The 20684-nt window shown below is 27.3% G+C and carries 19 protein-coding genes; 9 read left to right on the top strand and 10 right to left on the bottom strand.

Features of this window, described 5'->3' with window-relative positions; all coding sequences use genetic code 11:
- Positions 1 to 37: 37 nt before the first annotated feature.
- Together C4S75_RS06585 and ahcY are read right to left on the bottom strand one after the other, a co-directional pair.
- A complete protein-coding gene (locus tag C4S75_RS06585; RefSeq protein WP_105297509.1) occupies positions 38 to 1249 on the bottom strand; it encodes an acetate/propionate family kinase in 1212 nt (403 codons plus the stop codon).
- 373 nt (positions 1250 to 1622) lie between these two features.
- Positions 1623 to 2936, bottom strand: coding sequence for an adenosylhomocysteinase (gene ahcY / locus C4S75_RS06580; protein ID WP_105297508.1), 1314 nt, complete (start codon positions 2934 to 2936; stop codon positions 1623 to 1625).
- A 300-nt stretch (positions 2937 to 3236) separates the two neighbouring features.
- Here ahcY and C4S75_RS06575 point away from each other — a divergent pair, with 300 nt between their 5' ends.
- Positions 3237 to 4019 carry a nitrilase-related carbon-nitrogen hydrolase gene (locus tag C4S75_RS06575; protein ID WP_105297507.1) on the top strand — a complete coding sequence of 261 codons (783 nt, stop codon included), beginning with the start codon at positions 3237 to 3239 and terminating at the stop codon, positions 4017 to 4019.
- Between the two features lie 97 nt (positions 4020 to 4116).
- On the opposite strand, the gene C4S75_RS06570 is transcribed toward C4S75_RS06575, so the two are convergent.
- Both C4S75_RS06570 and C4S75_RS06565 read right to left on the bottom strand, forming a co-directional pair.
- Positions 4117 to 4671: an RsmD family RNA methyltransferase gene (locus tag C4S75_RS06570; protein WP_105297506.1), complete on the bottom strand. Its 555-nt coding sequence runs from the start codon at positions 4669 to 4671 to the stop codon at positions 4117 to 4119.
- Positions 4668 to 5429, bottom strand: coding sequence for a DUF3822 family protein (locus C4S75_RS06565; RefSeq protein WP_158254228.1), 762 nt, complete (start codon positions 5427 to 5429; stop codon positions 4668 to 4670). Before C4S75_RS06565 ends, C4S75_RS06570 begins: the two co-directional genes overlap by 4 nt.
- Positions 5430 to 5884: 455 nt before the next feature.
- On the opposite strand from C4S75_RS06565, the gene tig reads away from it, so the two are divergent.
- Complete coding sequence (tig, locus tag C4S75_RS06560; RefSeq protein ID WP_105297504.1) at positions 5885 to 7243, top strand: trigger factor; 1359 nt, start codon at positions 5885 to 5887, stop codon at positions 7241 to 7243.
- A gap of 785 nt (positions 7244 to 8028) precedes the next feature.
- On the opposite strand, the gene C4S75_RS06555 is transcribed toward tig, so the two are convergent.
- Positions 8029 to 8706: a hypothetical protein gene (locus tag C4S75_RS06555; protein WP_105297503.1), complete on the bottom strand. Its 678-nt coding sequence runs from the start codon at positions 8704 to 8706 to the stop codon at positions 8029 to 8031.
- Between the two features lie 145 nt (positions 8707 to 8851).
- On the opposite strand from C4S75_RS06555, the gene C4S75_RS06550 reads away from it, so the two are divergent.
- Positions 8852 to 9202, top strand: coding sequence for a hypothetical protein (locus C4S75_RS06550; RefSeq protein WP_105297502.1), 351 nt, complete (start codon positions 8852 to 8854; stop codon positions 9200 to 9202).
- 17 nt (positions 9203 to 9219) lie between these two features.
- Here C4S75_RS06550 and C4S75_RS06545 read toward each other — a convergent pair whose 3' ends face one another.
- The 5 genes from C4S75_RS06545 to C4S75_RS06525 all read right to left on the bottom strand — a co-directional run bounded on the left by C4S75_RS06545 (position 9220) and on the right by C4S75_RS06525 (position 14302).
- Positions 9220 to 10170, bottom strand: a complete 951-nt coding sequence (locus C4S75_RS06545) for an endonuclease (RefSeq protein WP_105297501.1) — start codon at positions 10168 to 10170, stop codon at positions 9220 to 9222.
- A 381-nt stretch (positions 10171 to 10551) separates the two neighbouring features.
- Positions 10552 to 11112 carry a hypothetical protein gene (locus tag C4S75_RS06540; RefSeq protein ID WP_105297500.1) on the bottom strand — a complete coding sequence of 187 codons (561 nt, stop codon included), beginning with the start codon at positions 11110 to 11112 and terminating at the stop codon, positions 10552 to 10554.
- Positions 11113 to 11281: 169 nt separating this feature from the next.
- On the bottom strand, positions 11282 to 13321 hold the full coding sequence (gene metG, locus C4S75_RS06535; protein ID WP_105297499.1) for a methionine--tRNA ligase: 2040 nt from the start codon (positions 13319 to 13321) through the stop codon (positions 11282 to 11284).
- Positions 13322 to 13444: 123 nt separating this feature from the next.
- The gene (locus C4S75_RS06530; protein WP_158254227.1) at positions 13445 to 13837 is read right to left on the bottom strand and encodes a DUF2752 domain-containing protein; all 393 of its coding nucleotides are present in this window, start codon (positions 13835 to 13837) and stop codon (positions 13445 to 13447) included.
- Between the two features lie 90 nt (positions 13838 to 13927).
- The gene (locus tag C4S75_RS06525; RefSeq protein ID WP_105297497.1) at positions 13928 to 14302 is read right to left on the bottom strand and encodes a CD225/dispanin family protein; all 375 of its coding nucleotides are present in this window, start codon (positions 14300 to 14302) and stop codon (positions 13928 to 13930) included.
- Between the two features lie 359 nt (positions 14303 to 14661).
- Between C4S75_RS06525 and C4S75_RS06520 the strand changes: the two genes are divergently transcribed.
- From C4S75_RS06520 to C4S75_RS06495, 6 genes are all read left to right on the top strand, one after another.
- Complete coding sequence (locus C4S75_RS06520; protein ID WP_185116740.1) at positions 14662 to 15591, top strand: dihydroorotate oxidase; 930 nt, start codon at positions 14662 to 14664, stop codon at positions 15589 to 15591.
- A gap of 72 nt (positions 15592 to 15663) precedes the next feature.
- The gene (gene udk / locus C4S75_RS06515) at positions 15664 to 16284 is read left to right on the top strand and encodes a uridine kinase (RefSeq protein WP_105297496.1); all 621 of its coding nucleotides are present in this window, start codon (positions 15664 to 15666) and stop codon (positions 16282 to 16284) included.
- A gap of 3 nt (positions 16285 to 16287) precedes the next feature.
- Positions 16288 to 16641: a septum formation initiator family protein gene (locus tag C4S75_RS06510; RefSeq protein WP_105297495.1), complete on the top strand. Its 354-nt coding sequence runs from the start codon at positions 16288 to 16290 to the stop codon at positions 16639 to 16641.
- A 208-nt stretch (positions 16642 to 16849) separates the two neighbouring features.
- On the top strand, positions 16850 to 17944 hold the full coding sequence (locus tag C4S75_RS06505) for an AI-2E family transporter (protein WP_105297494.1): 1095 nt from the start codon (positions 16850 to 16852) through the stop codon (positions 17942 to 17944).
- A gap of 148 nt (positions 17945 to 18092) precedes the next feature.
- Positions 18093 to 19268, top strand: a complete 1176-nt coding sequence (locus tag C4S75_RS06500) for a class I SAM-dependent methyltransferase (protein ID WP_255410599.1) — start codon at positions 18093 to 18095, stop codon at positions 19266 to 19268.
- A 125-nt stretch (positions 19269 to 19393) separates the two neighbouring features.
- Positions 19394 to 20608, top strand: a complete 1215-nt coding sequence (locus C4S75_RS06495) for a serine hydrolase (RefSeq protein WP_105297493.1) — start codon at positions 19394 to 19396, stop codon at positions 20606 to 20608.
- The last annotated feature ends 76 nt before the right edge of the window (positions 20609 to 20684 follow it).

Here is a 20684-nt window from a genome sequence, read left to right as displayed (position 1 = left end):
TTGCAGCTTTTGTTTTATTATCTTATATCTTTACTATTTACATTTTGTTTAAAATGTTCAAAGTTTCATTAGCTATTTCTAATTCTTCATTAGTAGGTATTATCATTATTTTAACTTTTGAATCGGAAGCCTGAACTTCTTCTACCTTTTCCGGCCCGCTCAATTCAACATTCTTGTTTTCATCCAATTTAATACCTAAATAATCTAAGTCTTTACAAATTAATGATCGTAATTGCGCATCATTTTCACCGATTCCGGCTGTAAAAGCAATCGCATCCACACCATTTAAAGCGGCTATGTAAGCTCCTATGTATTTCTTAACTCTATAAGAATACAAGTCTAAACACAAAATAGCGTTAGGATCACCGTTTAAATACATCTCGTCAACATCTCTTGCATCGCTTTTTCCGGTAAGACCTAACATTCCAGATTTTTTATTTAGCAGATCATCCAATTCCTCGAATTTTACTCCGCATTCTCTAACCATGTAAAAAAGAACGGATGGATCTATATCTCCACTTCTAGTACCCATTACTAAACCATTAAGCGGGGTAAAGCCCATTGAGGTATCAATACTCTCCCCCTTTTCATTAATAGCGGTAATGCTTGATCCATTTCCTAAATGAATAGTTATGATTTTAGCTTCTTGATTATTTAAGTAATTTACGGCCTGCCTTCTTACGTATTTATGACTTGTTCCATGCGCTCCGTAAGATCTTATCTTGTAATCTGTGTAAAAATGGTTCGGAATTGCATATCTGTATGCTTTAGGTGGCATAGTAAGATGGAATGCTGTATCAAATACTGCTACTTGAGGGGTATTTGGGAAAAACTTTTGCGCAACTTCAATACCTAACAAGTTAGCAGGATTATGTAAGGGTGCTAAAGCACTCATTTCATCAATTTCGTTTTTTACTTCATCAGTAATTAAAACCGGAACGTTAAATTTCCCCCCGCCTTGTACAATTCGATGTCCTACTCCTTTTATTTCTGATGGATCATTAATAACTCCAACATCTTTTGCTGTTAACAATTCAACAATAAGTTTCATTCCTTCAACATGTGTAGGAAATTCTTGATGAATTTGTTTTTTATCTGAAATGCCGTTTTTCAGATATTTGTGTGTAATAATTCCGCCAGTCGTACCTATTCTTTCTACCAATCCTTTAGCAATAACGGAGTTTGAATCCATGTTAAGCAATTGATATTTAATAGAAGAACTTCCCGCATTAATAACTAATATTAACATCCTTATAATTTTTAATGCAAAAGTATAGCTTTTAAATTTTTATGCAAAAAATTAAATGAATCTTGTAGTTTAATAATTTTACTATTTATCTCACTTTAATCTTTTTACTTGATATAAATTAATATTTCTAATTAATATGTTTAACAGATGATTCATTTAATTATTTTAATTAAAAATGATAAATACCCAATTAAATAATACAATTGGTTTTCTTAATAAAAAATTTAATATTTATCCAAATTTTAAGGAGTGATAAGCACCTGTTTAATTTTTTATATTAAAATAATGCTTTAAATAAACCCTAAACATAATCAGTAAAAGCAAAAAAAATCCGGAAAAATTCCGGATCATAATTAGTGTAGTAATGAATTTATTAATATCTATATTCATCCGATTTAAATGGTCCTTTGACAGGAACTCCAATATATTTTGCCTGTTTTTCTGAAAGAGTATCCAATTCAACTCCTATTTTAGCCAGGTGAAGCATGGCAACTTTTTCGTCTAAATGTTTAGGCAAGGTATAAACTTTATTTTCATAGTTATTTGAATTGTGCCATAATTCTATTTGAGCCAGCGTTTGATTGCAAAAAGAATTACTCATCACAAAACTTGGATGACCGGTTGCACAACCTAAATTTACTAATCGACCTTCGGCAAGAACAATAATATCTTTACCATTGATCGTATATTTATCTACTTGAGGCTTAATAGTAACCTTTGTAGATCCATAGTTGGCATTTAACCAGGCCATATCAATTTCATTATCGAAATGTCCTATATTACAAACTACGGTTTTATCTTTCATTTTCTCGAAATGCTTACTTTGAATAATATCGCAATTACCTGTACAAGTAATTACAATATCAGCTTTGGTAATGGCATAATCCATCTTTTTAACTTCATATCCATCCATAGCGGCTTGTAAGGCACAAATCGGGTCGATTTCAGTAACTATAACTCTGGCTCCTGCTCCTCTAAATGAAGCCGCTGAACCTTTTCCTACATCACCATATCCTGCAACTACAACTACTTTTCCCGCAATCATCAAATCTGTTGCCCTGCGTACTGCATCAACAGCAGATTCTTTACATCCGTATTTATTATCAAATTTAGACTTGGTTACGGAATCATTTATATTGATGGCCGGTAATAGCAGCGTACCGTTTTTTACTCTTTCGTGCAAACGATGTACACCTGTAGTAGTTTCTTCTGATAAACCTTTAATTCCCGGTACTAACTCGGGATATTTATCTAAAACCATATTTGTTAAATCTCCTCCATCATCTAAAATCATGTTTAATGGCTTTTTATCTTCACCAAAGAAAAGAGTTTGTTCAATACACCAGTTAAATTCGTCTTCATTCATTCCCTTCCAAGCATATACAGATGTTCCTTTAGCTGCTATAGCAGCTGCTGCGTGATCTTGAGTAGAAAAAATATTACATGAGCTCCAAGAAACTTCAGCTCCTAATGCTTGTAAGGTTTCAATTAAAACAGCGGTTTGTATAGTCATATGAAGACAACCGGCTATCCTTGCGCCTTTCAAGGGCTGTTCGTCTTTGTATTCTTTACGTAAGGCCATTAATCCGGGCATTTCTGCTTCCGCTAATTCAATTTCCATTCTTCCCCAATCGGCCAATGAGATATCCTTTACTTTATAAGGGATATAATCAATTTTTGTGCTCATACTAATAAAATTTATTCAAAGTTATTAATTTAAATCACAACTTACAACTTAAATTTATCTTTAAAAATTAATAAATTCGTAGATTTGCATTATAAAAGAATAAAATCTAATCATACATGCAGTCAGATATTAAATTTTCGCGGAGATTGAATATAGGATCAATAAATTTTTTAGGTTATATATTGACTATTTTTTAATATTACTAATTTGATTCTTAAATATTGATGTTAAATAAATTTTATAAATTGGGTTAAAGTATTTATAGAATTAAAAAAGATACGTTTTTGTAAAATTTATTGTATGATTACGAATGATTTATTTGTCAATTTAATCGAATATTCTCCTCAGTGGGAAAATTGTTCTGAAAATCTTTCTTTTTTATCATTACTTATAGAAGATTTAACTTCAACGGATCTTATTATTTTACCTGAAATGTTTAATTCAGGTTTCAGCTTAAATCCCACTACAATCGCCGAAAAAATGGACGGTAAAACAATAGAGTGGATGATTGAAATTTCTTTAAAAAAACACACCGCTATTTGTGGAAGTTTAGTAATTGAAGATAATGGCAAATTTTATAATCGATTTATCTTTGTTGCTGAAGGAAAAATAGTAATGTATTATGATAAGCGACATTTATTTTCATACGGAGGAGAAAATCGATCTTATACAGCGGGAAATAATCGCGTTGTTTTTTCCTATAGAGGATGGAAAATTTGTCCAATGATTTGCTTTGATCTTCGTTTTCCGGTTTGGTTCAGAAATACGGAGTATTATGATTTATTGATAAATGTTGCTAATTGGCCGGATTCTCGTATAGATACTTGGGATACATTATTGAAAGCTCGTGCCATTGAAAATTTATGTTATGTTTGCGGAGTAAACAGAATCGGTTCTGAACCAACCGGGCTCAATTATATTGGTCATTCATCAATTTATACCCCCGCTGGTAAAAAGTTAGAATTAATCAATAAACGTAATGCAATTTATAGTCAAAACATTTCATTAGATGAAATAAAGAAATGGAGATCTCAGTATAATTTTTTAGAAGAACAAGATCATTTTAAAATTTTAAATGAATAGAAAAGAAATTGAAACAGATTTATCCTTTATGAATTCTTAAAATTATTTTTAATTAAAAAACATATTTAAAATAATTCGTATAAACATGTACTACTGGTTAATCATGAGATAAACTAAAAAAAGAAAATCGAACATTACCGTATTTTCTAGATTCTGTAAAATTTGGAAGTTCGGAAAAATCCTTTCTTGTGTTATGTTCTAAAATAAATTCCCCTTGTTCGGATAAAAAATGATTCTCAAATACAGATTTTATTAAATTTTCGTATTGTTTATCGTCTAAATCGAAAGGGGGATCCGCAAATATGAGATCATATTTTTTATAGCTTTCTTTTTCTAAAAAACTAAAAACATTTTGTTTTATCACATTTACTTCATTTATTCCTAAGAGTTTAATGGTGTCTTGAATAAATTTAACATGTTTTCCGTTCAGTTCTACCGAGGTTATATCTTTACAACCACGCGAAGCAAATTCATAATCTATTGAACCAATCCCGGAAAATAAATCAAGCACAGAAATATCAGATATCATATATCTGTTGGAAATAATGCTAAATAATGCTTCTTTTGCAAAATCAGTTGTGGGTCTAACCTCAAAATGTTTGGGGGCCGAAATTTTCTTTCCCTTTAATTTTCCTGATATAATTCGTATCATATATCTAATAGTGTATAATTTTCTCTTTTGAAAGTATTTTCATCGCCGGGTACTACCTTTTGAAAAAGCTCTTCAAATTTTTTTATTGCATTCAGATGGTGCGGTATGTGGTAATAATATAATATATAGGTTGATATATCTTGGGATAAAGTGTTTGCAATAAGTTTCAAAAAATATTCTATATCCTCAACTTTTTTGTATGGATATATATTATATAAAAATAATTTTTGATTTTCAATGATAGATACCTCAAAATAATGATCATAAATGTGTATAAAAAAACCATTACTGTAAAGGTTTTTGTTAATTTTTGATAAAAATTTAAACCCCGTATGAGAAATTCTTATTTTTTCGGAATAAGAGGTAAAGAGAGTTTCAATTATTTCGGGATAATAAAAAACTAAAACTAAATCAAAATTGGGAATTAAATTAAATCGTATTCCTAAATTTTCTAAATGCGGAACATTAAGATTTAAAAACTTTTCTGCAGTTCTTTCTTCAAAAAATTCGTTAGGTATAAGGGTAAATTTGTCATTTAATAGTGTAATGTCTAAAAAATTACACTTGGTATCAAAAAAATTATTTCTTAAAAGTTTATGTGTTAAAATTTCTTTATCTACTTGATTCACTAAATTTTCATAATGTAAAATTTTTTTTTCATTATTTATAATATAAGAAGCTTTTTTATCTTCAAATAAAAAATTTACTGTAGTAGATAATGATGGATTGGAGGTATGTAATCGTTTACTTTTTTTCAAAGCTTGATTATTATTATGAATAGCAAATATAAATCATATCAACATCATACACAATTTTTATATACATTATAAACTTTAAGAAATTAGTCTATGGACTGGTATTTAATTAACTAATTGTATATTTTCATGGTAAAACTTTATTTTTTTAGATTAGATGATTTATCAGTTTTTTTTATTAATCTAAATAAATTTGATTAAACCATTTATAAAACTATAAAATTTAAAATTCATATTAATCTTGATGAATTATTTATTTATTCAATAATAAACAACAATTTATTAAACATTTTTTATTAAATATTCCTTATAAACACATAAAATCTTGGAAGTATAATTTTGATAAATGACAGATATATTGAGAATTAAATATGATTTCAGTTTTATCCTTAGTATTAAAATATTTCCATTTTTTAAATAGTTTTTGTAAATTTGCCCGCTTATAAATTAGAATATAAATGAACGTTACACAAAACAAAATAGATGATTTAAATACTATTGTTAAAATCACCATTAAGCCGGAAGATTATAAACCCAACGTTGAGAAATCACTTAATGATTATCGTAAAAAGCTGAATATGCCTGGCTTCAGAAAAGGAAAAGCTCCGATGAGTATTGTTAAAAAACAATATGAAGGTGCGGTAACTTTTGAAGAAATCAACAAAGTTTTAAATGATGCTTTAAGTAACTTCATTTCTGAAAATAAATTATCCATATTAGGGCAACCTTTGCCTAAAGAAAATAATGAATTGGATACCAATGCTCAAGATATGACCTTTGAATTTGAATTAGGATTAGCTCCTGAATTCAAAGTTGATCTTTCTAAAGCTAAAATCCCTTATTATAAAATTGAGGCTACTGAAAAAGAGATTGATGATACTGTTGCTAGAATGCAAACTCAATTTGGAGAAGTTGTAGATGCCGATGCTATTGAAGAAGGTGGAAATTTTGTAGGAGAAGTAGAAGAAATTGATGCTGACGGAAATCCTGTAGAAGGTGGTGTAAATACTACTATAACTTTTATGGTAGACGATTTAAAGAATAAAGATTCTTTTTTAGGTAAGAAAAAAGGTGATGTTATTATTCTAAAGGCTCAGGATTTATTTAATGATGTACATCAACTTCAACATTTCTTTGGGCTTTCCCATGAAGATGCTCATCACTTTAATGCCAATTTAAAAATTACTGTTGAAAAAACTTCTATTAGAACAAAAGCGGAATTAAATCAAGATCTTTTTGATAAAGTTTACGGTAAAGATAAAATTAAGAGCGAAGAAGAATTAAGAGCTAAAATTAAAGAAGAAATCGAAAATTATTATAAAAAGGAATCTGATACTAAATTCATGAATGATTCTGTTGAATGGTTATTAGATACTATACAATTCGATTTACCCACTGAATTTTTGAAAAAATTCATTAAAAGCAAGTCCAAAGAACCAATGACCGACGAAGAAGCGGATGTGGAATATGAAAAATCTGCAAAAGCTTTACGTTATCAGTTAATTGAAGGTCAAATTCTTTCAGATAATCAGGTAAGCGTACAATATAATGATTTGGTTGAATTCACTAAAAATCAAATGAAACAACAATTTGCAATGTATGGATATGTAGATATTCCTGATTCAGAGTTAGACAAATATGTTGCGAATGCAATGAAAAATGAAGAACATGTTCGTCAATGTTCCGGCAACTTAATTCAACAAGAATTATTCAAAATTTTTGATTCAAAAATTCAGAAAAAAGAAAAAGCTATTACTTTAGAAAAGTTTGATGCAATACTGAAAAAAGAATCAGAAGAAAAGGAAGCTAAAAAATAAGTTAAAACATTTAGTATATAATGTAATAATCTTATTCTTAATAATATATTAAACAGGCTATTTAAAATAGCCTGTTTTTTTTATAAATTTTATAAAAAAATAAATATCATTTAATTTATTATATGTATATTGCAAAGCAAAAAGTCACCTTTTTGTGTTAAAAAGATGACTTTTCTAATAAATACTCAATCAATTATGATCTTTCAATTTCAAAATTGAGTTTTAGTGTTAATTAATTAATAATTCTTCTAAGCTTTTAGTGTTAAAGTGTGTGTGTTAAGTCTTAGTGTTAATTAATAATTTTAGTGTTAAAAGTGTTAATTAATTAATTCTAATAAAGTTAATAGTGTTAAAGTGTGTTAAGCTTTAGTGTTAAATTAATAATTTTTAGTTTCTAGTGTTTATATCTTTATATTATGTTATATTATATTTAGTTTTTAATTTCTTTACGTTAATCTTTATTTTCCTTAGCCTCATTTATTTGATTACAAAGTTATAGATTTTTTTCTAATATCCAAAACCGCTTAAATTCATTTAATCAATTATTGACAAAAAACTATATATTTTCAATACTGAAAAAAAAAATATTTATTTGATTATTAAGCAATTATACAACAAAAAGAGACAAAAAATGAGCAATGTTAAAATTATTATAAAATTATGAGTATAAAATTTTAGAAAATTTTAACTATATATTTTATCCTTGAATCTTTATTTAATAGATTTTTTTCCATATAGAAATTTATAATAGCATTATAAAAATTACTAATAGATAAATTAACTTTCTATTCTTCTTTATGCTTATTGTATGAATCCAATATTAATTTTTGTCTAAGATCCAATAACCTTTTCATATTATGGAATACTCTTCCGGTCAGGCTTCTCACCCACCCTTTCTTTTTTAGTGAAGGTAGTATTTGTTCCAATGTATCAAAATTCTTATTCATTTTTTGAATTTCCAATCTGCTTATCTCTTCATCATCTACAATAGATGTTATTTCTTCTTCAAGCTTTTTTCTAAGAAGTTTAAGTTTTTGTTTAATTCTTATAATTTCTTCCGTATTGAAATAATCATCATATTCATCAAATTTTTCACAAATTTTGTCTATTTGTTCTTGTTCTTCAGCCAAAAGACCTAATGGAGAAGCTAATGAAATTTCATTCCAAATAACTTCCAACCACTTTTCTATTTTTATATATACGTTAGCAATTGAATCTATAATGAAATTTTCATGCATTGAAAATCTGCCGGGAACTGCTTCTCCTGAAATAGTATATTTTTCATTATCCTTATTTTTAATGAAATAATTTTCATCTTTAAATAAAATATAATATTTGGGTTCTATTAAATATATAATTTTAATAGTATTTTGATTTATATCAACTTTAAAGTCAACATATTCAAATTTATCATTTTGTTTAAAAATTTCGATAATGTTCTCTAAAAAATCTTTTTGTATCATATATTGAAGCAGTTACACAACTATTTTAATTGTAAATATAAATATTTAATCTTGAAAATTATCAATATAAAACTTTTTTTTTAATTTTGTACTATTAATAAACATACCTTATTTTTTATATATTCATTATTTTATTCATTAAATTATGGAAAATAAACATAAAACTACTATTGACAGATTATTAGATTTTATGGTTTATAAAAACCTAAATGATAATAAACTAACCAAGTTAGCAAATTTATCTGTTGGACTTATCGGAAGAGCTAGAAGGAACAAGTCGGGTTTACATACAGATACGATTGAAAAAATTTTACATACGTTTCCGGAATTAAATCCTACTTGGCTGCTTACAGGTAATGGATCTATGTTATTAGATTCGAATGATATTCCTAAAGATAAACCGGTAATGAATGAGTCAGATACCCTTATTGATGAAATATTCATTACTCAAAAAGATATTATCTATATGTTGAAAAAGAAATATTTCAAAGTATAAAATATAAAATCTTATTTTTATTTTATATTTTCTATAATAGCATATACAGGAAAGTGGTCACTATACCCTCCTAAATATCTACTTCCTGTATAGGTCCGCCAAGGGGTTCCTAATTTTTCCCTATCCGGACTTTGAAGAAATGGAGGATTAAATACATTGGAATTTGAATATCTAAGTTTGCTGTTTTCATCGAAAAAAGATTTGGAAAAAATAATTTGATCAAAAAGCATCCCTTTTCCTTCATGAAAAGTACTGTATAAATCTCTTTTATATAAATTCTCAAAGGGATTATATAATTCGCGTTCTTTTAATTCTTGTATCGTTTTTTTATTCCAAAGTTGTTGATATAAATAGGTGGTGGTAGGATCTTCATTAAAATCACCCATTATAATAATATTTGCTAAGATATCTTTATCAAAAATTTCATTAATTTTTTTTCTTAATTCGTGTAGTATATGAATACGTTTAGAGACATTAATATTATTTTCTCTTTTAGAAGGTAAATGCAATACAAAAAAATGAATGGTTATATTTTCTAGTTTTCCTTTTGCATACGTAATATCTCTTGTATAATCTCTACTACCATCACTATTAAATATAGGAATTCTTATAAATTCTGAATCTTCAATAGTAAAGAATTCTTTATTATAAAAAAAAGCGGTATCTATACCTCTTTCATCCAATGAGTCTTTATGAACATACCCATAATTAGCTTTAAACGGAAATTCTTCAAGAAGTTCATCTATCACCTTTTTATTTTCAATTTCACATAAACCAAAAAACGTTGGTAATTTTTGAGTTTCTTCTTCTCCTATCCTACTAATGGTTTTGGCTATTTTAGCTAATTTATTTTTATATCTTGAAATGTTCCAGGAACGACTACCCTGAAAAGGTAAATCGCCAATATTTTTATTATTTCCGGATTCATATAGATTTTCAACATTGTAAAATGCAATAGTATGATGCATAAATATTTTTTATATATCAAATGTATTAATTTATTAAATAATGCAATATTTATTCCCAACCGTAAGCAATAATAACTATTTTTCCACTTATTGTATTACTTATTTAATCAATTGAAAGTTTTATAGCTATAGTCTTATTTACTATTGATGTTATAATTCCCTGATTGATATATATAAATTTACCTAATATATAAAAAGCTTTTAGCTGTAATTTAGGTTAATAAATATTTATAATTCATAAACTAAATACTTACAGTTAAACAATGCTTAATTATAGCATATGCACTATAGATATTGTATAAGATAATGTAAAACTTATATAAAGTATAGAATTAAATCATAATTTAGAAAAGTCAATAAATTAATTTATAGATAACATCATCAAAAAAACGACATCCAAAATTTTTGTTGCAAATAGGCTTTAAAATTATATTCCTCTATAATTTTAGACATCTCAAAAGGTATATATACCTGATAATCATTTCTTTCATCTTGCAGTTGATTTAATATAGTAACAAAACTAATATTAGAAATTATTTTTTCACCCAGGAATGCAGATATTAATAAGCCCAGTTTGTTTACTATAATTTTAGAATTTAATAAAGATATTTGAGAAGAAGAGGCAATCAAGGAATAATATTCTTCTAATCGATCTTTAAGTAAAAAAAACAAAAATTTAGAACTTGCACATTGCTTTTTTAAATTCGTTGGATCCAAAAATAAATTTGAAACACTAAATAATATATTCATCTTTCCAATACCTTTACACATGGATTCTAGCTTTTTTTGCTCTCCTTTCTCTAAAATTAATTCAAGTAAACTTGCTGTTGTAGTATGAAGGGCTTGAATAATATTTGATTCTTTTTCCTTTGAAATTTTGGAAATATTGGTTATTACTTCAGGAGTAATAAATTCAGAAATTGAATTAAATAAGTATTCCATAATTTTTAGTGTTAAAATTTAAAATAAAGAATACAAAAACTATACCAATTAATAGTTTATTATAATATATAAATAAATATCATTATTTTATTTACATATAATTTATTTATATAATAAATAAAAACCCCAAAAATAAAGGGGTTTTTTATATTATTTAAATATTCAGAAATTATTTTACAGATACACCATTTTCAATGACATCATCAGGGGTTATAAATGAAAATTTTCCATCTATATTCTTTGATAAAAGTAACATCCCTTGACTTTCAATGCCTCGTATTTTTCTGGGAGCTAAATTAACAAGTACGGTAACCTGCTTACCAACTAATTCTTCAGGAGAAAAGCTTTCTGCTATTCCCGATACAATGGTTCGAACATCTATTCCTGTATCTACTTTAAATTGTAGTAATTTATCAGCTTTTTCAACCTTTTTGGCTTCCAATATGGTACCTATTCTTAAATCAATTTTTTCAAATTCATCAAATGTGATATTATCTTTTTGAGGTTCGGCCCGGTTATTATTTAGAGAAGCATTCTGTTTTTTTGAATTTTCTAATTTTTCAATTTGATAATCAATTTGTTTATCTTCAATTTTATCGAAAAGAAGGGGTATAAGATTTATTTTACTTCCGGAAGGTAACAAGATTTTGCCTGATTCTAAATCTTTCCATGAATGATAAGTTAAATTTAAACCATTCATTATTTTTTGAGAAGAAAAGGGTATAAAAGGCTCAGATAATTCCCCTAGATAAGCAGCAATTTGAGCTGATACGTATAGAGTTTCTTTTACTTTTTCCGGTTCATCTTTAATTTTTTTCCACGGCTCTTGCTCTTGCAAAAATTTATTACCTAAACGAGCTAAATTCATTAAAGAACTTAAACCGTTCCTGAATTCGTAGTTAGATAAATAAGTTGATATTTCTTTGGATATTTTAGAAAGATATTCTAATTCTTCGGAATGAAAGTTATTTCCAACTTCGGGTATTTCACCATCATAATATTTATTAATTAGAACGGATACCCTATTTATAAAATTACCAAAAATTCCTACTAGTTCAGAATTATTTTTTGTTTGAAAATCTTTCCAAGTAAAATTATTATCTTTTGTTTCAGGTGCATTGGCTATTAAGGTATATCGTAATGAATCTTGCTTTCCCGGAAAATCAGCAAGATATTCATGCGCCCAAACCGCCCAATTTCTTGAGGTTGATATTTTATCGTTTTCTAAATTTAAAAATTCATTAGCCGGTACATTGTCCGGTAATATATAATCCCCATGGGCTTTCAACATAGCCGGAAAAATTATGCAATGAAAAACAATATTATCTTTTGCAATAAAATGAACCAACTTGGTTTCTTTATCTTGCCAATAAGGTTTCCAATCTTTTCCTGTTCTTTCTGCCCATTCTTTGGTAGATGAAATATACCCTATCGGTGCATCAAACCAAACATATAGAACTTTACCTTTTTCTCCTTCTAAAGGCACGGGTACTCCCCAGTCTAAATCTCGAGTCATGGCACGAGGTTTAAGTCCCTCTTCCAACCATGACTTCACTTGACCGTAAACATTAGGTTTCCAATCTTTTTTATGACCTTTTAATATCCAATCGGAAATAAATTCTTGATATTCGTTAAGGGGTAAATACCAATGCTTCGTCTTTTTTAAAATAGGCTTTTCACCACTTAACATGGAATGAGGATTGATTAATTCATCCGGACTTAATGTAGAACCACATTTTTCGCATTGATCTCCATATGCGTTTGTATTACCACATTTAGGACAGGTTCCTACAATATATCGATCTGCTAAAAATTCATTGGCTTTTTCATCAAAATATTGTTCTGTTTCTTCTTCAATGAATTTTCCATCCTCGTATAATTTTAAAAAAAATTCTTGAGCTGTTTTAATGTGTATAGGAGCCGTTGTACGCGAATAGTTATCATACGAAATTCCCAATTCCGTAAATGTCTGTTTCATTAATTCATGATACCTATTTACCACATCTTGAGGAGTGACACCTTCTTTTTTCGCCCTTATCGTAATTGGAATTCCGTGTTCATCTGACCCCCCTATTAATATAACATCATGATCATTTCTTCTTAAAAATCGGGCATACACGTCCGCAGGTATATATACTCCTGCTAAATGACCTATATGTAAAGGGCCATTTGCATAGGGAAGTGCTGTAGTTATAGTATATCTACTCATTTAATATTATGTTTTTTGTTTAAAAAATGCAGTATGCAATCTTTAACAAAGGTACAAAGTAACAAAATACTAAAAAAGGATTATCTTATTTTTATGTTTTTATCCTATTATATTAAATAGTATTTATTTAGGAGGAGCTAAATATATAAATGGTTCATAAGGGATATTTCTTAAAAAAGTAAAAATAATTAGAAACACTAAAATCAGTATTCCAATTTCATTTGAAAATATAAATTTGATAACATACTTTTTACTTTTAAAAATATACATCTGAATTGATGCAAATAATGCATATAAAAGAAAAGGAAGAAAATATATTAAAATATTATAACGTGTCGCTTGTAAAAATTCTCCATGTAATAAAAAATGAAAAGCTCTTTGCCCACCACAACCCGTACAATTTAGTCCTGTTAATAATTTAAAAAGACATGGTAATGCTAAATTTGTTTTATTGGGATTTATAACATAATAATAGATACATAAGAAAGTAATTAGAGTTAGTAAGCTAAACCACATTAAACCTCTATTTCGAAGTATTTTGATTAACATAAATTACAGAAATAGTTATCAATTTATTTTTAATATTATAAGTGGTTTAAGAACAACTTAACCATTCTTAAACCATCCTTGGTAATAAAACATATTTCCAAAAAATATAATAAAGAGAATAAGTAAAATGTATATTAATATATTGAAAAAAAAGATTATTAAAGAAATTATTGATAAAATTCGAGTGTCTTTTGATTTTAACATTGCTCCGAAATGATCTCCGGAATAATAAATAGTTTTTACCTCATTAGCAAATATTATAGATAAAACACCAAATATAATTCCTATTAAACTAAAAGAAAAAATATTAAGTATGGTAGAAATAATCGCTAATACCATATGATTATTGGGTAATCTATCATTTTTTTCGTCAGTTGGAACTGTCGAAGCAGCTGAATTTTCATATTGCAAATTTGAATGTTGATCTTCCATAAATAAAATTTTTTATCATATATAATTTTCTATTGAACCAATAATTTTAAATATTTATTAATTTATGAAATATATTCTTATTTGTAAATCAATATTTAGTAAAAAAATGATTAAAATAAAAATTATTTTTTATTAATCTCAATAATTACAAAAATTATACCTTTTATCATAAATTTATAATCTTAGAATGTTAATTTAAATAAATTATATTAATCAAAACCATGATCCTAAAGATTATATTAGTTATAAATAAAATATTCTAAGCATCTATTATAAAGCAAGTAGTAACTTTTTTAAAGAGTGATAGAAATAACTTTCTATTCACCATAAATATTCTGATATTTGCAAAAAATATAGTAATGATATCTTTAGAAACAACCATTTCCAATAAAAAATTCAGTAACTGTTTGATGAATGCATCGGGTGTAAAATGTATGACGTTAGAAGAGTTATCGAACATGAAAAACTCAGGATCAGGAACTTGGATAACTAAAAGTTGTACCCTATCTCCTAGAGAAGGTAACCCGTCTCCTAGATATGTTGATTTAAAATTAGGAAGCATTAATTCAATGGGATTACCAAATTTAGGTTTTGAATTTTATCTTGATTATGTTCTTAATGAACACAAAGAAGGAAATTATAACTTATTTTTTTCAGTTGCCGGTTTAACTTTAGAAGATAATATAGAAATGTTGAACCAAATTGAAAAGTCTGATTTTCAAGGTTTGGTTGAATTAAATTTATCTTGCCCAAATATACCTGGAAAACCACAAACAGGTTATGATTTTGAAAGAACTGAAGAAGTTTTGAATAAGGTATTTTCATTTTATACAAAACCTTTAGGGGTTAAGCTGCCTCCATACTTTGATATGGTACATTTTGAAATGGTTGCCGAAATTTTAAATAAATACCCGATTCAATTCGTAACCTGCATCAATAGTATCGGAAATGCCTTGTACATTGAAGATGAATCCGTTGTTATAAAACCTAAAGGAGGTTTTGGAGGAATTGGAGGGGCTTATGTAAAACCTACTGCTTTAGCTAATGTTAGAATGTTTTATAAATTATTAAGAAAAGATATTTCTATTATCGGATGTGGAGGGGTTGAAACCGGTAGAGATGTTTTTGAACACATCTTATGCGGGGCTTCCATGGTTCAGGTTGGTACACAGTTAATGAAAGATGATACTAAAATTTTTTCCAAATTATCTTCTGAATTAAAGGAAATAATGAATACGAAAAATTACTCTACATTAACCGATTTTAAAGGTATGCTTAAAGAACTTTAATATTTACTTTAGCTAAATTTTGGTACACTATTTTCTGCTTAAAAAAATAAACTCAAAAATATAATAAAATAAATGTTAACCATTGGTATTGCCGGAGGAACCGGTTCCGGAAAAACAACCGTTGTAAACAACATCCTTAATCAATTGGATTCCAACAGTGTAAATGTACTCACTCAAGACAATTATTATCATTACAATCCTGAGTTATCATTTGATGAGCGTGAACTGTTAAATTACGATCATCCGAGAGCTATTGATTTTGATTTATTAATCGACCATGTAAAAAAGTTAAAAGCGGGGCAAGCTATTGAAGAGCCTCTTTATTCCTTTATAACTCATTCCAGAACAGAAGATGTTACGATTATTCAACCTAAAGAAATCCTTATTGTCGAAGGAATATTAGTTTTGACAAATCCTGAATTAAGAAAAGAATTTGATGTTAAAGTATATGTCAATGTTGATTCTGACGAAAGATTAATTAGAAGAATCAGAAGAGATATTCAGGAAAGAGGCAGAGATTTAGAAGAAGTATTGAGTAGATATCAATCTACTTTAAAACCGATGCATGAAGAATTTATACAGCCTTCTATGGCTTATGCTGACATTATAATTCCAACAATGAAAAAAAATACTGTTGCAATTGATTTATTAAGTACGGTTATACAAAATACTTTAAAAAATCGTTCTAACTAAAGAATGGAAAAAAAAGGCAATAAATCGTCAGATAAAAAATCTATCTTTGGTAAACATTGGTATTCCAGTATTTACTTAATACTTTCCATTATATTTATAATTTGGATGCTTTTTTTTGATACAAATTCTTATTTAACTCATAAAGAATTAAATAATGAAATTTCCAAATTAAAACACGAAAAAGAATATTATAAAAGTAAATTAGATTCTGAAAATATTCAGTATAAAAATTTAAAAAATAATAAAGATGCTCGAGAAAAATATGCTCGAGAAAATTATTTTTTTAAAAAAAATAATGAAGATATTTTCATCATGGTAACGAAAGATGATTCTATAACGCCAAAATCTAATCCTTAAATCTTAGATTTATTAAAAAAAGTTACATGTTTTTTAGCTTTTTAAAATAAATACATTGAAAATGCATATTTTAACATTTATTTCGTTATTACTTTATTAAATTAATTAATAAGCCATAAAACAATTTATATTTTTATAATCGTTAAAAAAATTAGTATAATATAAATAGTAAGAATAAGATTGATAAGGAAAAAGATATTTATAATGTATGAATTACAAAGATATTAGTAAAGGTATAATTAGCGCTGTATCCGTTATTGCACTCACAGTTCTTTTATTTTTTTTATTATGGAAAATTCGATTTGTCTTAGGCTATATTTTTGTTGCATTTGCCTTTTCTTTAATGGGAAGACCTTTAATGAATTTTCTAAGTGAAAAAGTTCGAATATCTAACACCATTTCTGCTTGTATTACTCTATTAATTATGGTGGGTACTCTTCTTACTTTTTTAAGCTTTGTAATTCCTTTAGCCATCGAACAAGCCGGAAATTTATCTTTGTTGGATACAGATAAATTACAAAATTCAATTACAGAACAAGTAAAATTAATTGATGAAGCCTTACGAAGCAAGCATATCTATTTATTTGAAGATAATTATGCACAATTATTTACTTCAAAGTTTAATTTTAAAATTCATATGGATACGCTGCAAAGTGGATTTTCGATTTTAGCTGAATTAGGTATTTCCATATTTTCTGTAACATTTATTACTTTTTTCTTTTTAAGAGAAAAAGACTTATTTAACAGAATGATCATTGGTGCTGCTCCAACCAATGACATAAAAAAAGTCATTCAGGTGCTCTCTAATATTAAAGATTTGTTAACTAGGTATTTTCTTGGATTGTGTTTACAAATATGTTCTATGTTTTTACTTTACTTAGCTATTTTAGGCGGATTTAACATTAAAGATATGGTAATAATAGCTATGTTTTGTGCATTTTGTAACCTTATACCCTATTTAGGACCTTTGCTTGGTTTTTTTATTATCAATTTGCTCAGCATGAGCAGTATGTTTTCCTTAGGTATGGACTTTAATACTCAAATTATACCTACCATATTTTGGATCAGTATTTTATATTTAATTGCACAATTAATTGATAATGCGATTTTTCAACCTTTAATTTATGCTAAAAGTGTCAAATCTCATCCATTGGAGATTTTTTTAGTTATGTTAATCTTCGGTATTTTATTTGGTGCTATAGGTGTTACTTTCGCAATTCCCGGTTATACGGTATTAAGAGTCGTTATGAAAAGCTTCTTCAACCGTTTTAAAATTGTACAAGCCATTACGAAAAATTTGTAGTTAAAAAACTTTCAATCTTGCTAAGATTCTATAAATGTCTTTTGGTAAAAAATCTATTTTAAAATTAAATAAAGTACTTTATATAAATCAATATTTAAATTATTTACAATCATGTAATTTTGTAACTAATATATAGCTTTCAAGAATTGTGATAAATACTCATTTACTACATAAAGAAGTTCAAGAATATATAACCAACCACCTAAATTCTAATATATCTGAGTTAAGGTTAAAAAAATCTCCTTTTACGGGGATCTCTTCCCTAGAATTAATTCAACAGATTCAAGGTAAGAAAATATCTCAAAAAAAATTTCCATTTCTTTATGAGAATAATGAGATCATATACCCTCCGCATATTAACCTTGAACAAGCTTCATCTCAAAGTACGGCTTTATTCAAACAATCAATTATAAACGGTAAAACCGGTATTGATTTAACAGGTGGTACGGGTATTGATAGTTTTTTTTTATCGGAACAAACCAATGAATTTTATTATGTCGAGCCGAATCTCGATCTCCTGGAAATAGTAAAACATAATTTTACAGTACTTGGTAAAAAAAATGTGAATTTTATAAACAAAACCGCTGAGGAATTTATTTCTACTAATTCTACACATTTCGATTTTATTTATATAGATCCATCCAGACGTGATGAAAATAAAAATAAAAAAATCGATTTAAAAGACCTTTTCCCCAATATATTAAATTTAAAAGATACATTATTCAAATTTTCAAAATCCATTTTTAGTAAGCTTTCTCCTCTTCTTGATCTTCAAAGAGCAATTGATCAATTACCGATTTCAAAAATTTATATTGTATCAGTTAAAAATGAAACCAAAGAATTAATAGTGCAATTGAATCCTGAGGATAAAATAAACCTATCCAATCCATATGTACATTGCATCAATCTGGAATCAGGACAGCCTGATTTTTGTTATTTTTGGCAAGAGGAAAAAATATCTCCTGTTCCCTCCTATTCCATTCCGAAATCGTACCTATATATACCCAATTCATCCATATTAAAATCTGGAGCCTTTAAACAATTAGGTATTAAATTTTCTATAGATAAGTTACATTCTAATTCCCATATGTACACTTCAGAAAACAAAATTGAAAATTTTCCGGGCCGTACTTTTATACTTATTGACAAAAATTTTAATCCTAAAAAAACTAGTCAAAAACAATTTAATATAATCAGTCGAAATTATCCGTTAAAGCCTGAAGAAATTAAGAAAAAATATAAGCTTGTTGATGGCGGAACTAAGTATTTAATTTTTACACGTTCTTTACAAGGAAATATTTGCATGCTGGCAGAAAGTATCTAGATTGCCAATTTAATATAACTTAATTTTATAACATTTTATATTTAATTTAAGAAATAATTAAGATTATTAAATTTAACTTGCAAAATCATTTTAGAAGAACTAATTATTCAAACATTCATTAAAAAATGTATAAAAAAATTATATATATTATATCATTAATAAGCCTTTTCAATACAACCTTTACCAATTGCAAAAAATCAAATTACGAAGTAAATAAAAGCGTTCAGAATAAAAAACCTTCAATCCCCGGATATTACAATATAAATTTTGATTCTATATTTACTAAAAAGGATAATTATTCACCTGAAGACGATACCATTGTATATCAGTTGAATAAATATTTCACCCATGTCTGGAAATCAAAAAATTTAAGCGGTGGTATTTTAGTCGCTCGAGGCAACACCATACTGTTAGAAAAATATAATGGATATTCCAATTGGGAAGATAAAACATTGATTTCAGCCCAAACCTCTCTGCACGTGGCTTCGGTAAGCAAAATTTTAACTTCCTTAGCTGTATTGAAATTAGTTGAAGCACACAATATAAATTTAAATCAGAAAGTAAATACCATACTTACCGATTTTCCCTATTCTGATATAACCATACATGATTTATTGACACATCGAAGCGGTCTTCCGGAATATACTCATTTGGTTGATTTAATTAACACTTGGGATAAAAGAAAGAAAATGTCCAATGAAGATGTTTTAGATTTATTTTCAACTCATACTCCATTATTACAATATAAACCGAATACTCATTTTTCATACTCAAATTCTAATTTTGCTCTGTTAGCCTTAATCGTTGAGAAAACGACCAAAATGTCTTTTCCGGAAGTCATAAATACAATGATATTTACCCCTTTGGGAATGAAACATTCGTATATACTTCAAGAAAAGGATTTAAAAAAAGCTAATCTATCCTACTATCCTGATGGCAGACCCTATAAATTCAATCACCTGGATTTAGTTTACGGAGATAAAAACGTTTATACCACTCCTGAAGATCTGTTCCGATTAAGTCAGGCCATGTTTGCTCCAAATTTTTTACGAAAAGACTTATTAGAACAAATGTACACTCCGTACAGTAATGAAATACCGAACATTAAAAACTACGGATTGGGTATGCGATTAATGGTATTTAAAAACGGCAAAAAATTAATCTACCATACCGGATGGTGGCATGGAAGCAATGCCATATTTATACATCTTGTAGATGAGAAAGTTACTATTATAGCCATTGGAAATAAATATTCAAATATGATCTATTCCGCTATTCGATTAGCACCTCTATTCGGCGACTACCCTTTACCAAATATGAATAAGTATAAGTACGATTAAATTTACTTATCAATAAACAGTATAGTAGTCAACCTTATGTATATTTGGATGGAGTAATACCATAAAATACGTTGAA

It is taken from the genome of Apibacter sp. wkB309, assembly GCF_002964915.1.
Classification (GTDB): domain Bacteria; phylum Bacteroidota; class Bacteroidia; order Flavobacteriales; family Weeksellaceae; genus Apibacter.
The sequence above is the reverse complement of the archived record's forward strand: the minus strand, read 5'-3'. Positions and strand labels throughout refer to the sequence as shown.